This window comes from Pseudoalteromonas sp. US3C1013, from assembly GCF_048401115.1.
Taxonomy (GTDB): Bacteria; Pseudomonadota; Gammaproteobacteria; order Enterobacterales; family Alteromonadaceae; genus Pseudoalteromonas; species Pseudoalteromonas undina.
In genome coordinates, this window is record NZ_CP183075.1 from 1,112,483 (window position 1) to 1,126,777 (window position 14,295).

Annotated in this window: 14 protein-coding genes; 2 read left to right on the forward strand and 12 right to left on the reverse strand. The window is 39.6% G+C overall.

Translation table 11 applies throughout. From position 1 onward, the window contains the following. Positions 1 to 5: 5 nt before the first annotated feature. Both ACNSN2_RS05175 and ACNSN2_RS05180 read right to left on the reverse strand, forming a co-directional pair. Entirely contained in the window at positions 6 to 638 is a 633-nt protein-coding gene (locus ACNSN2_RS05175) for a trimeric intracellular cation channel family protein (protein ID WP_054200681.1), read from the reverse strand. 396 nt (positions 639 to 1,034) lie between these two features. After that, the gene (locus ACNSN2_RS05180) at positions 1,035 to 2,324 is read right to left on the reverse strand and encodes an amidohydrolase (RefSeq protein WP_418608697.1); all 1,290 of its coding nucleotides are present in this window, start codon (positions 2,322 to 2,324) and stop codon (positions 1,035 to 1,037) included. Between the two features lie 327 nt (positions 2,325 to 2,651). Here ACNSN2_RS05180 and ACNSN2_RS05185 point away from each other — a divergent pair, with 327 nt between their 5' ends. Both ACNSN2_RS05185 and ACNSN2_RS05190 read left to right on the forward strand, forming a co-directional pair. After that, a complete protein-coding gene (locus tag ACNSN2_RS05185) occupies positions 2,652 to 3,710 on the forward strand; it encodes a hypothetical protein (protein WP_055011768.1) in 1,059 nt (352 codons plus the stop codon). 164 nt (positions 3,711 to 3,874) lie between these two features. Beyond that, positions 3,875 to 4,936: a hypothetical protein gene (locus ACNSN2_RS05190; protein WP_418608698.1), complete on the forward strand. Its 1,062-nt coding sequence runs from the start codon at positions 3,875 to 3,877 to the stop codon at positions 4,934 to 4,936. Between the two features lie 49 nt (positions 4,937 to 4,985). Here the strand turns inward: ACNSN2_RS05190 and ttcA are convergent, their stop codons facing one another. The 10 genes from ttcA to ACNSN2_RS05240 form a co-directional block, all read right to left on the reverse strand. Continuing rightward, a complete protein-coding gene (ttcA, locus tag ACNSN2_RS05195) occupies positions 4,986 to 5,900 on the reverse strand; it encodes a tRNA 2-thiocytidine(32) synthetase TtcA (RefSeq protein WP_010389587.1) in 915 nt (304 codons plus the stop codon). A gap of 93 nt (positions 5,901 to 5,993) precedes the next feature. Beyond that, complete coding sequence (gene uspE, locus ACNSN2_RS05200) at positions 5,994 to 6,920, reverse strand: universal stress protein UspE (protein ID WP_418608699.1); 927 nt, start codon at positions 6,918 to 6,920, stop codon at positions 5,994 to 5,996. Positions 6,921 to 7,082: 162 nt separating this feature from the next. Continuing rightward, positions 7,083 to 8,237 (reverse strand): hypothetical protein, encoded by a 1,155-nt coding sequence (locus ACNSN2_RS05205; RefSeq protein WP_418608700.1) that lies wholly within the window; start codon positions 8,235 to 8,237, stop codon positions 7,083 to 7,085. 205 nt (positions 8,238 to 8,442) lie between these two features. Then, entirely contained in the window at positions 8,443 to 9,180 is a 738-nt protein-coding gene (locus ACNSN2_RS05210; protein ID WP_010389589.1) for an FNR family transcription factor, read from the reverse strand. A gap of 42 nt (positions 9,181 to 9,222) precedes the next feature. Then, complete coding sequence (locus ACNSN2_RS05215; RefSeq protein ID WP_418608701.1) at positions 9,223 to 9,894, reverse strand: sulfite exporter TauE/SafE family protein; 672 nt, start codon at positions 9,892 to 9,894, stop codon at positions 9,223 to 9,225. Next, a complete protein-coding gene (gene ccoS, locus ACNSN2_RS05220) occupies positions 9,887 to 10,054 on the reverse strand; it encodes a cbb3-type cytochrome oxidase assembly protein CcoS (RefSeq protein ID WP_008109812.1) in 168 nt (55 codons plus the stop codon). The genes ACNSN2_RS05215 and ccoS overlap by 8 nt, the downstream gene beginning before the upstream one ends. Beyond that, entirely contained in the window at positions 10,051 to 12,423 is a 2,373-nt protein-coding gene (locus tag ACNSN2_RS05225; RefSeq protein ID WP_418608702.1) for a heavy metal translocating P-type ATPase, read from the reverse strand. Before ACNSN2_RS05225 ends, ccoS begins: the two co-directional genes overlap by 4 nt. 8 nt (positions 12,424 to 12,431) lie before the next feature. Then, positions 12,432 to 12,923: a FixH family protein gene (locus tag ACNSN2_RS05230; RefSeq protein WP_010389596.1), complete on the reverse strand. Its 492-nt coding sequence runs from the start codon at positions 12,921 to 12,923 to the stop codon at positions 12,432 to 12,434. Positions 12,924 to 13,072: 149 nt separating this feature from the next. Then, positions 13,073 to 14,107, reverse strand: coding sequence for a cytochrome-c oxidase, cbb3-type subunit III (ccoP, locus tag ACNSN2_RS05235; RefSeq protein WP_418608703.1), 1,035 nt, complete (start codon positions 14,105 to 14,107; stop codon positions 13,073 to 13,075). Further along, complete coding sequence (locus tag ACNSN2_RS05240) at positions 14,104 to 14,289, reverse strand: cbb3-type cytochrome oxidase subunit 3 (RefSeq protein ID WP_010389598.1); 186 nt, start codon at positions 14,287 to 14,289, stop codon at positions 14,104 to 14,106. Before ACNSN2_RS05240 ends, ccoP begins: the two co-directional genes overlap by 4 nt. Between the last annotated feature and the right edge of the window lie 6 nt (positions 14,290 to 14,295).

Consider the following 14,295-nt stretch of genomic DNA (forward strand, 5'->3'; position numbering starts at 1 on the left):
TTATACTAATCTCTTATTTTTGGGGTTCGTTTTCTAAATAGGTTGGGTTGCCAGCCAAAATGCAGTGCGCCCAATCTTAGAAAGACGGTTACCAATAATGAACCAATAATGCACCATAAATAAGGGACATCTAATAAAAATAGCGTGGCATAGGTTAAGCCTCCTGCAAAACACGCGGTGGAGTATAGCTCTTCGCGCATCACCAGTGGTACTTCTCTACAGATCACATCACGTATTAAGCCGCCAAATATACCCGTCGTCATTCCCATTGTAAGCGCAACCACCATGGTTGTACCTTCAATTAATGCTTTTTCAATACCGACCACATTAAAAATAGCCATACCAATAGCGTCAACCAGCAACATGTAATAGTTAGACACATCAGGTAAGTGGCGAATAAACATAACGGTGACAAAAATAGCGCCATATGTGGCATATAAATAATCGGGGTTGGCTATCCAAAATACAGGTTGATTAAGAAGAATATCTCTGAGCGTGCCACCGCCTAACGCGGTGACTGAGCCAACAACGACAACACCAAATCCACCAATATCTTTGTCGTGGCCTAATAATGCACCTGAAATTGCAAAGAATGCCACGCCAATAAGGCTTAAAAAATTAAAATACTCTGCCGTCATTGAGGTGTCCTTACCAAGTTGATAATTTATATTAGACATTAAAAGATAAGCTATTGGGGATTTATATTAGCTGAATAACACTAGGGTCTGTTTACCTTTCAAGGTTGAATTTGCAGCAGTCTGCTTGGTATTAAAGCAAGGCAGAGCCTGTGTGGTGTGGTTATTCCCCATAAATAGGCGATAACGCAGCATCAATGCCAAACAGGCGCTGCCCGAAGGGTTCTGCCTAGGGGCGATTTACTCTTTGTTGCTCGGTTTTTACTTAGTCCACTAGTTTACAAACCTCGCGCCGCGATTAAACCGCCCCTAGTTTGAACAAATATTAATCCGCAAAGGTCAACAGACCCTAGCTTTACAAGCACAAGGTTATTAGCCCTGTGCTTCTATGATGGGTTGTTATTGTAAGTAGTCAACGACCAGTTGAGATAATGATTTTACGCCAAGTTGTAAGGCATTTTCGTCAACATAAAACTGAGGTGAATGATTACTTGGCGCTGTTTTAGCGTTTTGATCTTTTGGAGTGACGCCTAAAAAGTAAAACAGTCCAGGTGTTTCTAGCGCATAATAACTAAAGTCTTCTGCACCGGTAATCAAATCTGTGGAAATAATGTTGTCAGCGCCAGCAATACGGGCAAGCGTAGGGGTCATTTTTTGAGTCAGTGCAACATTATTTACTGTTACAGGGTAGCCGTGATCTATATGCACATCAGCTTTTGCACCAGCGGATTCGGCAACCAGCTCAGCGGTTTTAGCTAAACGTTTTTTAATATCGGCGCGCATAGTTTGATCAAAGGTTCTAATTGTACCAATTAGCTCGACGCTATCAGGGATTATATTTGAGCGTATGCCGCCGTTAATCGCGCCAAATGAAATAACAGAAGGCGCTTTAGTTACATCTACTTGGCGAGAGGCGATTGTTTGAGTTGCCATTATAATTTGTGATGAAGCAACAATGGGATCTACACCATTCCAAGGGCGTGAACCATGAGTTTGACGACCCGTTACGTTAATTGTGAAAGAGTCTTCACTGGCCATTAGAGGCCCTTCTCTAAAGCCAATTTGACCAGTATTAAGTGAGCTGGTGACATGCAAGCCAAACACCGCTTCAGGTTTTTGTTTAAATAAACCTTCTTTTAGCATTAGCTCTGCGCCTCCTTCTTCTCCCTCGGGGGCGCCTTCTTCAGCGGGTTGAAATACAAACAGTACTTCACCCGCTAACTGCTCTTTAATTTTTACCAGTGTCTCTGCTACGGCCATTAGAATAGCAACATGAGTGTCGTGCCCGCAGGCATGCATAACGCCTACTTCATTACCACGATAGGTTGAGGTTTGTTTAGAGGCAAAGGGTAAATCAACTTGTTCGGTAACGGGTAAAGCATCCATATCGGCACGAAGGGCGATTAAAGGGCCTTTTTTACCACCGCTTAATTTAGCCACAACTCCGGTATGCCCAACACCAGTTTGTACTTCAAGCCCCAGTGATTTTAAATGGTTAGTAATGTACTTCGCGGTTTCAAATTCGCGATTACTCAGCTCTGGATATTGATGCAAATGGCGACGCCATGTAATGACTTTTTCACTTACACTTTGTGTTGCTTGTTCAAGTTGGGTGTTAATACTACTAGCAAAACTAGGCGCTGAAATTGCAGTAAATAAAACACTGCCAAAAATTATTTTTTTTATCATTTTAATTCCTTGGTTTTCATCGTGTGTAATTAACTTACGCTATTACATTAATAAAAAGTAGTGTTGTTTAATAGTTAACCACAGTTAAAAGAAAGTTTATTGATACTGCTTAAGAAGGGGATAAAGCTATTTTGTTTAACACAATAGTTTGGCGCTTTTGTCGTATTTTAACGCAAATATTTAGCTTTAACGGTGAAAATGATAACAAAATGTTGCATTTTTTAGATTTGTTCCCAATACTGGTCAATGCATTGCTTTTACCATGCACTGACAACAGCGTGTAACAAGCTAAGCATAATAAAAATATTCAATCAGTTAAGGATTAATATGAACAACACACACACTTTTAAACGCGCGACTTTATTTGCAGCAGCAATAGGGCTCTTAATGAGTTTTTCTGCGCTTAGTAAAGAGTATAAAGTAGTTTTAATTCATGGTTTGCAAGTATCCCAGCTTACCAATAAAGCAGGTAGTGATGTAGTAAACGATGGCCAAAGCTATTGGCAGTCTTATTGGGTAAACCGTGCCGACGAGCGCATTGACTGGCCTGCGTATGAACGAATAGAAGGAAAAATTACTACAGATTGGGTATGGCCCAAGCTACAACAGATCTCTCGCTCAAATTTATGCGAGCCAGGCTGCGTGTTTGTAACCCACTCTACCGGTGACTTAGTTGCCCGATATATTATAGATAACCAGGAAAACTGGCTAGAAAACGCGGGTTTAAAACCGCTTAATATTATTGCTACCTTTGATTTAGCAGGTGCTGGTGGTGGTAGTGAATTAGCCGACTTAGCGGTGAGTGCGTTAACCGGCGCATCGTGGAATTTTGCTGTAGACGCTGCATTAACTTGGTGGCTAGGCAGTGAAGTTAACGAGGCGGTTGGCGTATTACATGATTTAAAAGTTAATAATGCACGTAGAATCGCGCCATTACCTGATGCGCGCACACCGCGTTTACGCTTTGTGGCCGATGGTAATGCATACTTAGGTTTAACGGCTGGCTTTTTGCGTGGTAACGATGATTCGGTAGTCGCTACTCACTCATCATGTGGCGCAAGCTCGGTAAGCTCATTTGGTAGTTGTAGTGCCAATATTGACACCAATGGGCGTTTAACTTCACAAGGTGATGCTGTTAGTAGCTTCATGCCATACCATTATCCATTAATGATGACTAACAGTTACAGCCATAACGAAATTCAACAAGCGCAGCACCAAGGTAATGTAACGGTGGCAATGAATAATATTAGCGTGGCTGGCGATACATTAGGATATGAAACTGTCGATGAAACTACCGGTAGTTGGTTTTGGAAAAAACAATACCGTTATGTAAAAGACTCTGATAATTTGAGTGCTTCAACGCTCATATATAATGTGATCCCATAAAGGTGATTGTGCGTGCGGCTTTATATGCTGCACGCTTTTGATACCAATTCGCTTTATGCAGTTATTTATTTTTAGGTAAGAAAACCTGAATGCAAATAGCATCAGGTTTACGTTCTAAAAGTGATTATCTGCTATTGCGAATTGATGTTATAGGATAAATAACAATGAAAAAATCCTACGTTATTGCTTTAGTGATTATTGTTGCCGGCTTGATGTGGTTTTTAGGTCAAGGTAATGCTAGTTATTCAGCTTCGCAAACAACAGCTAAAGAGCATAATAAAACACCTGAACTTGCGGCTATGTCGGCAAAATCAGAGGTACCAGCAGTTAAATCAAGCATAAAAAAAATGCCTGAAGAGCAGCATGAGTTTAATGAAGATATAGCTAAAGCAGCATCGGCGGTGGCGCAGCAATATCAACAAAACTTAGTATTCCCGCCTTATTCGCAACCTTTAACGGTATATGATGAAGACCGGCTAAAGCCAAATCAGTTTTTCCCGGTTACTAGCCCAGTAGGAGAGCAAGGCGGGGAGTTAACCTTAAGTTTATCTCAATATCGCTATGTCTATCCGCAAGCAATTGAATTAACCATAAGCGCACAAAATTTAGGTAAAGCACAGGTAACACTCAGTGATACGGATACTAAACAGCCGTTAAAAACACACAGTGGTGTTGCTCGAGACAATGAACTTGTAATTACGTTTAAAGGTGAGGAAGACTATCCTCGCAATTTACAGTTATTAGTTGAGGCCGACATTGTGGGTAAAATGGTCCCTGTGGTGGCACAAATACAATATATGCCGCCTAGTGCAACCCTAACTAGCTTTGATAACGCATATCCACGTAATGATAATATGATAGTGCCTGCTAACTTAACGGTGATAAAAAGTGGCTTATATCGCTTAAGAGCTAACTTATACAGTGGTACTTCGCCATTAGCACATTTAGTTGCTAAAGCTCGTTTAGATGAGGGCAGCGAACAAATTGATTTTAAAGCGCATTGGTCTGTTTTGCCTAAGCAAACGAATGATTTGCGGTTGAGCGACTTTGTTATTGAACGTATGTCGCCAAGCCCAGGTGAGCGAAACAGCTTTGGGCAAAGTAAAGTGAGTGAGTTTACTATTGAAGATTTTGCTTACGATAGCTTACAGCAGCTGCCTTATCAGGCGAATAAACAAGAATTGCAGAGTTTAGAGTTTTTACAAGGATTAGCTGCCGGTAGGTAGCAGCATAGAACAGAGTGAAGGGTTTGCATTACTGCAAACCCTTAAAAAATTAGCTTAAATTAATTGTAACCACGTCGGCTTGGTCTGTTTCATCTTGTTCAGGATTAACCGGCGCTTTTGGAATATCTGGTTTATCTAGCGCAATGTCGCCACCATCAATAACGTCACCGGTTTGCAGATTAGCAAAATCAAACAATTGGTTATCAGCTAAATGCGAAGGTACAACATTTTGCATGGCAGTAAAAATACTTTCTATACGCCCTGGGTGCTCTTTATTCCATTGTTCTAGCATGTTCTTGGTGTGCTTACGTTGTAGGTTTTCTTGTGAGCCACATAAGTTACACGGAATAATAGGGTAGCCTTGACTAAATGCGTATTGACTAATATCGGCTTCTTTACAATAAGCTAATGGGCGAATAACCATGTGTTCACCATTATCGCTCATTAGTTTAGCCGGCATACTTTTGAGTTTGCCGCCATAAAACATATTTAAAAACAAGGTTTCTATCATGTCATCGCGGTGATGACCCAGTGCGATTTTAGTAGCGCCTAGCTCTTTAGCTGTACGATATAAAATACCACGGCGTAGACGAGAGCAAAGTGAGCACGTTGTTTTACCTTCAGGAATAATATCGGTAACAATACTGTAGGTATCTTCTTCGACAATTTTGTATTCAATATTTAAATTATCAAGGTATTCAGGCAGTACATGCTCAGGGAAGCCTGGTTGTTTTTGGTCAAGGTTAACCGCAAAAAGATCAAACTTGATAGGGGCAACACGCTGTAAATGTTGCAGCATATCGAGCATAGTGTAACTGTCTTTTCCGCCCGATAAGCACACCATGATACGATCACCTTCTTCTATCATGTTAAAATCCATGACAGCTTGACCTGTGAGGCGGCGTAAACGCTTTTGAAGCTTATTTAAGTTGTGTTGAGCTTTGGCTTGAGCAGAATGAGACACTACGCCCCCTTATAAAACAGTACGGCAAAATTAATTGCTAAAAATAAAGGGGCGTATTATATGCCATATGTAATATCACAGCTACAGCAAACGTTAACTTTCTGCGAGTGGACTTACATAGCCATCAGGTTTCAATGCCAGTACATCACAATCGAGGCTGTCAATAACATGCTCAGCGGTGTTACCCACTAATGCAGCACTTAAGCCAGTACGCCCAACAGTGCCAATAACCACTAACTCACTATTTAAACGACTTGCAACATCCGGTATCACATCTTCTGGCAATCCCTCTTCAATAAAGCATTGATCAGAGGTTAGGTTAAACTCGTTAGCTAGTTCATTGGTTGATTCAATATGATGTTTTTTAACTGATTCATTGTAAAGCCCAGGGTTAAATTCTGGGATTTCTATGGCAATATTTACTGGTGTAGCAGGGTAGGCATTGACTAAGTTAAGTTTAGCATTAGCCAGTTCACATAAAAATTGTGCATCTTTAATTATGCGTTTATTAAGTGATAAGTGCTGCTCATTTTCACTGACTGCATTTACTGCAGCTAAAATATTCCCCTGTGCTGGCCATTGCATATCTTTGACAAATAAAACGGGAGTTGGACACTTTCTTACTAAGTGCCAGTCTGTAGGAGTAAAAATAACCGCTTTTAGTGCGCCGTGTTGATGCGTACCTTTGATAACTAAGTCGTATTTATCATTGATAACGGTATTAATTATTGCCTCGTATGGGCGATTATGCCAAATAACTTGCGTATCAATATTAATATTTTGATAAGGAGAGACCAGATCTTTAAGCCATAGCTCGCGATCTTTGAGGACGGCTTGACGCATTGCTTCACGTTCATCGCCTGATAGCATAGTAGTCATTTCGTAAGAGAAATCATAAACCGTCATAAAGGCGGTAATGCTCGCACCCGATTTTCTGGCTAAATCTATTGAACGCGCGAGGGCATTTTGATCGTCTTTAGTTGGGTCAATAACCGCGATAATACGTTTAATCGTTTCCATTGTGCTACTCCATTCACTTAACAGTTATACATTCAGTGTAACGCAAATACACAACAGTTAAAGGGGGTAGCACTAAGATTATTGTTCTATATCAAGAAATAAAGTTTCTCTAATTTTAAAACTTTTTATCTTGGATAAAAGCATGTAGTGCTTTATAAAAATTTAATTATCCTCAGGTTTTATTGAAGTGTTGTCTTCTACGGTGAATCCACTCGTTTTTTTCACAAAGCCCACTTCAGGTAGTAAGTTATAAACGTTATCTTTAATGGTAGAAAACAGATAACTCTTTCCACCTCTACTGAATAAGTTAATAAGATACCAATATTTCTTTTCAGGGTAAACAGTCATATCAACGTCAATAAAGTGATTGTTATTGATATAAATGCCTCTTACGTATTTATCATCTATTAGCTCGCCGGTTACATCTGACTGTATTCTAATGCCTCCCTTAGAACGTAAAACTGTGTTGTGAGTAAAATAAATACTTCCCCAATTAAAAGGCTCCGTCACACTTTCTGGTTTATTAGGGTAAGCATTGAGGATAAACTTATCAGTGTCTATGAAGGTATTTGAAATGATCTTAACATCCGAATAATAGGTTAATTCAATTGCTGTGCCTTTAGTTTTTTTAAAGGTATTATATTTTATTAAAGCTTTAGAAACAGGTTTTCTAGTGGCTAGTTTTAAGGAACCTTTTAGAGCTTCAAATACATTGCTTTCAATTGTAATATCATGTGTACCACCATAGTTTTCACTCCATGGGTGAGTTGTGGTCACTTGGGTAACATTTTTAAAATAGTTATTACTAATTTTTACTCTGAAAGAGTTGATAGGGGCATTATACGATGAACGCTTTGAGGAAGTTGCTCTTATTGCTGCATCGCCAAAATCAAAAAATTGATTGTGATGTATTGAAATATCTGCAGAACCTGCAAAGAGGATACCTTGCTCTCCCCAGGCGTAGTTAAGCGTGTCTTTAGTTAACCCTTCAAAAATAAAGCCATTAATTTCTATGAAGCGTGAATTATAAAAGGATAAAATATACTCTCCTTCAAATTGGTCACACTTTTTTAGTATAACGCCAGCATTAGCTGTAATAACAATATTGTTAAGATTTCTGACGATAATAGCTGAACATATATCGTAAACTCCAGGCTTGTCTATTTTAAGCTCAGAATTTTCTGCAGTGTTTAAAATCAAGTCTTTTAGTGCTTGTGAGTCATCAATGCCATCATCGGGGATCATTGAGCTCGATGCTTGGCTACTAAATAAAAGACTTAAAGAAAGAGCAATAAATAGAAATAAAGAATTAGGCATGAGATTGTCCTTCTATATAAGAGTTTAATAGGACGTAGTTACTTTTATATTACAAAATGAGCCAGACAAGTAATTATTCTATTCATCGACTCTTAAAAGTGAATGGGTAATACCTCTACCCAAAGTGTTAGTAGAGATAGAGCATAATTGCAAATAATTACGCTCCAATTCAGGGGGAGATTAATTTTAAAATGAGAAGCTATTATTAACGTGGCTTTACAATCGCAGCTGTTTTTGCAAGCGCGTCATTATCTAAAATAGTAATAAACTTACCTTCTACTTTAATTAAGTCAGCTTTTTGAAAACGACTCAATAAACGGCTAATGGTTTCAACAGTTAAACCAAGGTAGTTGCCAATTTCACCGCGGGTCATGGTAAATCTAAATTCTTTACGTGAAAAACCACGCTCACCAAAACGCTCTGATAAATTATAAATAAAACTCGCTAGACGTTCTTCGGCAGACTTTTTATTAAGTAATAGCAGCATTTCTTGGTCGTAAGTTATTTCACTACTCATTAAACGCATAATTTGTTGGCGAAGCTTAGGCAACTTACCAGCGAGTTCGTCAAGTGTATCAAAGGGGATTTCACATACCATTGAGGTTTCTAGTGCTTGAGAAAAGCTTTGGTGCTGCATTTTATTGATGGCATCAAACCCAACAAGGTCGCCAGCTAAGTGAAAGCCGGTAATTTGTTCATCGCCTTGCTCAGACAAAGTATACGATTTAAACGAACCTGAACGAACCGCAAAAATTGCATTTAAAGGCGCGCCCGATTCAAATAAGTAGTCACCCTTGTGTAATGGTTTTTTTCGCTCAATGATCTCATCAAGTTTATCCATTTCTTGGCCATTTAAAGAAAATGGTAAACATAACTGGCTAATACTGCAGTTATTACAGCTAATGGCACAATTACCTTTAGCACGACTTTGAGAAAAATCCATAAGTTCAATCCGTTAAATTTCTATGCACGACATTTTATAATGTTAATGCACTAGCTTATCTGTTGCAATGATCAGGAGGTAGATACCATACCAAATGATAACACTGCCTAATGTTATTCGTGTCCATGGGTGATTAAAAAGCCTATTTAGCTTTTGTGCAGCCATGCCTAAGGTGATCATGGCAGGAAATGTGCCTAGGGCAAATGCCAGCATAACTAAAGCACCATTAATGGCACTGCCACTGGTCATTGCCCAAGTAAGTGCAGAATATACTAAACCGCACGGTAACCAGCCCCATAACGCACCATAACCAAGCGCTTTTAGAGGCGAATCAATGGGCATTAAATACTTATTAAGTTTAATTAAGTGCTGCCAAATGAGGGTTTTACCTAGTTTTTCGAGCCACTGTAAGGTGGCGGCTAGGCGCATAATATAAACGCCAACCAGTAACATAAAAATACCGGCTAAAAATAACAAAAATAATGAAAAGGCAGAATTTTGCGTAGCAAACTGGCTACTAATACCCGCAACAAGGGCTCCTGCTAGCATATAACTTAAAGCTCGACCGCTGTTATAAGCTAGAGAATATAACCACGTTTGACGTTTATTGCTGGCAAGTTGCAATGAGCTGGCAATACCACCACACATAGCAATGCAATGACCACTGCCAATTAAGCCCATTAAAAAAGCGCTAACAAAAATAGGGTCAATCATTACTTTTATTGTGCTGCTCTTTGTCGTCTTCAAACAAAATACTATGGCCTTGCTTGTTTAAATCAGAGAATTGCTCGCCTTTTACTGCCCAAAAAAATACGCCAATAGCAATTAATACAAACAAAATAGCGATAGGAACTAAAATATAAATTATGCTCATAACTTTAATAGCCTTAGTGAATTACATATCACAATAATAGAGCTGGCAGACATACCAATAACGGCCATCCATGGCGCAACTAAGCCCATAGCCGCTAGCGGTAATATAGAGCCATTATATAATAAAGAAAGCGCCAAGTTTTGCTTAATTATACGTCGTGTTTGTTTAGCAATAGTTAACAAATGCGAGATAGAAGCTAAGTCACTGTTTAGCAATACAACATCAGCACTATTTTTAGATATATCGGCACCGGTTTCCATGGCGATAGATAAATGGGCGCTGGCAAATACTGGGCTGTCGTTTACGCCATCACCAACCATAGCAACAATTTCACCTTGCGATGACCAGCGTTCAACTGCGACTTGTTTATCTTTTGGACTGCAGCTTGCAAGTACTGAATCAAGCTTTAATTTTTTAGCGACTTTGGCACCGGCATCAGATGCATCACCAGTTAGCATATGGCAACTAAGGTTAGCCGCTTGTAAAACATTAATGAGCTTATCGGCATCAGCTTTAACTTTATCTACAAAGTAAAAGCGTGCAACAGCCTGCTTGTTTATGTAAAGCGTTGCTTGTGCGTTGGTTTTTTTTGTGTCAAACCAGCCACTTTTACCAATAGCGTAATGGGTATTATCGAACTGAGCGCTTATCCCAATGCCTGGGTGCAGTTGTACATCGTCAAATTTACGTTGCCCTTTAAACTCCTTAAATGCACTGGCAATAGGATGTTCAGAGTAACTTTCAAGCTGGGCTGCAATATCAAGAATTTGTTCTTTGCTGTAGTTATCATCAAGTATGTCAACCACGTCGAGGCTAAATTTACCTTGTGTAAGCGTACCTGTTTTGTCAAAGGCAAATAAAGTGAGCTTTGATAGGGTTTCTAGCACATGTGCTTGCTTAATTAGTATACCTTTGCGGGTTAAGGTTGCTACAGCACACGTTAATGCGGTCGGAATTGCTAAGCTTAATGCGCACGGGCAAGTGGCCACTAACACCGATATAGTGATCCAAAAAGCAACATCAGGGTCTACCTGGTACCAACCAATGGCGGTTAGAGAGGCAAACACCAATAATACAGCAACAAACCACTGCGCTACTTTGTCGGTAATTTCAACCAGTCTTGGGCGTTTTGTTAGGGCATTATGTTGCAGGCGAATAATTTGATTAAGTAGGGTGTTTTGGCCTAGTTTATTGATTTTTATTTCAATAATACCATCATGGTTAACCGTGCCTGCATACACATTATGATCAATATACTTTCGTACTGGTTGATGTTCGCCGGTCATCATAGACTCATCAACACTGGTACTGCCTTTAACCAATATGCCATCAGCAGGAATGGTTTCGCCAGCCTTTATTAACACAATATCGTTAAGTTTGAGTTTTTTGGCGGCAATGATGTGCTCATTACCTTGCTCATCGAGCGTTCGTGCAGTAAGGGGTAACAACTTTTGCAAGTTGGCAGTGAATTCACTGGCCTTTAAACGCGCTCTAAATTCTAAGTATTTACCTAGTAAGAGTAAAAAGGTAAACATACAAATAGATTCAAAGTAAACTTCGCCTACTTCCATTACGGTGGCATAACAGCTGGCGCCATAAGCACCAAAAATAGCCAATGATACTGGTAAGTCCATATTCAGCTGCCTTGCCTTTAAGCCGTTAATTGCGTTACTTAAAAAGGGAAGGGCGCTGTATAAAATGACTGGAGTGGCTAGAATTAAACTGATCCATCTAAAGTACTGTTCAAAGTTGCTATCCATTCCAGAGAACATGCCGAAGTACATTGCAAAGGCAAACATCATCACTTGCATGGTCATCAAGCCTGCGACACCAAGGCGGCGAATATACGCTTTGGCTGTTTGTTGCTTTTGCTGGGCTTCTAAATCTGATTGGAAGGGGTAAGCTTTATAGCCTATTTCAGCCAATGAGGTAATTAGCTCACTTAAAGGCGTGGCACTTTTATCCCAGTGGATCATGGCACGATTTGTTGAGGTATTTACATCAACGCGTTTTACCGATTTAAGGTTCAATAATTGCTTTTCAATTAGCCAGGCACAGGCGGCGCAGGTTATACCTTCAACACTCAGTAATACCTCAGAGTTGTCGTTGTGCGTACTAATAAACTCATCTTGGATATCTTCATTGTCATAACTTTTAATAAAAGCGAGCTGTTCAGGGACAAGTTGCTCTACTTTGCCGGCACTTACGGTGCGGTATTTGTAGTAGTCGGTCATTCCTTGGTCAATGATGTTTTGAGCAACCGCTTGACAGCCAATGCAACACATTGGCTCAGCGGTATTGTCTATAATAACGTGTGCGTCAAACCCTGCTGGCACACTTTCAAGACAATGAAAGCAATTTTTAGACATACTAAATACTACTTATAATTAGGAGTAACTAAAACGGTGGCTGTGGTTGGTAAAGTAATACTTTCTTTCATTTTCCAACTAGCATCAACAGGCTCAATAAACACTGAGTAAGCACCAGGCGTGTAGCTTTCTAATAATGCAGTAAACTCTTGATTAGCATTTGGAGTGAGGGTAGCTTCAAAATCATGAGCTTTTATAGTGCGATGAAAAAACGATAATTTTAGCGCGTGGATATTACTGGTATCGCCTTTAGTAAATTTAAAGCTTACTCGCTCATCAGATACATTTAGGTCACCATGTAAATACAAGGCTTTTGCTTTATCAAACTTAATCAGCTCTAAGTTGATTGCTTTGCCTTTTTTATAGTAATCGTCCACAACCATATCTGGGCCGTTACCAATGGCTGTAATAAATAAACTAATGCAGCCAATAATTGCAGCTAATGGAAAGAAGATTAAAAACCAAGGCCAAAAATTTTTATACCACGGAGTCGGTTGCATAGTCGCTCTAAAATTAATTAATGTGCGGCTATATTATAATAAATAGAACGAAAAGACTAAAAAAAAGCCTCCGAGTGGAGGCTTTTTTGATCTGTATTAATCTATTGAAATAAAAAGATTAAAACTGAAACGTTTTGTTAACTTTATCGTTATTTATCTTGCGATAAGCTGTAAACGTAAGCAGTTAATAGGTGAATTTTATCTTCGCCTAAAATCTCTTTCCAAGCAGGCATTACACCAGCACGGCCATGGTTAAGTGTTTCTTCAACTGCACGTTGAGAACCACCGTACAACCAAATGTTATCAGTTAGATTTGGTGCACCAAACGGTAAGTTGTGTGCTACTGAACCTTTACCATCTGCACCATGACATGCTGCACACATCGCGAATTTCGCTTTACCTGCATCGGCATCTTTTTGGTTTACAGTACGACCAGATAGGCTAAGTACATAAGCTGTCATTTCTTTAACGCCTTGCTCACCTAATGCATCACCCCAAGGTGGCATTGCTGCAACACGGCCTAAAAGTAATGTTTCTCTGATTTTGTCAGGTGTACCACCGTATAACCAATCTTTGTCTGTTAGGTTAGGGAAGCCAGTACCACCTCGAGCATCAGAGCCATGACATTGCGCACAGTTTTGAGCAAATAAGCGCTGACCAATTTCAACCGCTAGTTGACCTTGCGTTTGCTCATGTTTAGTACCGTTCTCTAGTGCTACTTGCTGTGCTGCATCACCAGCAAACTTAGACTCTACTAAATCAGTAACAGAGATTTGTGCCAATTCATTGAAAATTGGGCCAAAACGCTCTTCAGCAGCACGATATTCTGCATCTAGCTTTACAAAGCGGCCATCTTCTTTAGCATCAATGACTGCTTCTTTCGATTCAGTTAAAGAAGTAACACCTTGGTTTGAGCTGGTCCACTTTGCTAAGCCTTCCCAGTTACCTAAACCCGGGTAAGCTGCTAAGTAATAAACAGACCATACAAACGTTGCGAAGAACATGTATGTCCACCATTTTGGTAGTGGATTGTTCAATTCTTCAATGCCGTCAAACTCATGTCCACAGCTTTCACCTTCTTTTACGCCTACATAGTTTTTTAAGTTCCAAACTAGTAGACCAAAGATAATGATTAAGCATGCAAGGGTTAATACAATAACCCATATACTCCAAAAGCTAGTCATTTCTCAGACCCCTTTTCCTCGTTAGAGAGTGTATTGTTGTGTTTTTTTTCATCTTCAAATATGACATTAGCAGCGTCTTTAAAACGACTTTTACTGCGCTTACTATATGCCCATCCAACAATCACAATAAATAATACTAAAATTACCAGAGTCAAAATGCCTCTGTATGTCCCGTAGTCCATAATAAT